This is a genomic window from Bradyrhizobium sp. SHOUNA76 (genome assembly GCF_023006445.1).
Lineage (GTDB): Bacteria > Pseudomonadota > Alphaproteobacteria > Rhizobiales > Xanthobacteraceae > Bradyrhizobium.
In genome coordinates this window covers 1-523 of the sequence record NZ_JALBHA010001127.1, presented here as the reverse complement: position 1 = coordinate 523, position 523 = coordinate 1, and the positions used below count along the sequence as shown (strand labels likewise).

Genomic DNA, 523 nt, shown 5'->3' with positions numbered 1-523 from the left:
ATCGCCGGCCGGAGATCGCAAACCTCGACAAGTTCGAGGGACGCGGCGTCTGGTATTGGGCCTCGCCGGTCGAGGCGCGGCTCTGCGCCGGCGAGGAGGTGGCCCTCGTCGGTGCCGGCAATTCCGCAGGCCAGGCCGCCGTGTTCCTGTCGGGTCACGCCAAGAAGGTGCTGATGATCATCCGCGGCGGCGGTCTGGGCGCCAGCATGTCGCGCTATCTCATCGAGCGCATCGAAGCGACGCCGAACATCGAATTGATGTTCAACACCGAGATCACGGCGCTCGAGGGCGACGAGGCCTCGCTGCTGCGGCGCATTCGCTGGAAGAGCCGGTTGTCGAGCGATGAGGATGAAGCCAACATCCGCAACCTGTTTTTGTTCGTCGGCGCGGATCCCGCCACCTCCTGGCTCGACGGCTGCGGCGTCACGCTCGATCGCGGCGGCTTCGTCGTGACAGGCGCGCAGTCCGAGCAGAACCAGGGCCGGCTGGTGGCGCCGCTGGAGACCTCCGTGCCCGGCGTCTA

Annotated in this window: 1 protein-coding gene; it reads left to right on the top strand. The window is 67.3% G+C overall.

The genetic code is table 11. The annotated features are described in order from the left end of the window. The coding region (locus tag MOV74_RS40110; protein WP_246933097.1) for an NAD(P)/FAD-dependent oxidoreductase at nt 1–523 on the top strand (523 nt) is incomplete at both ends.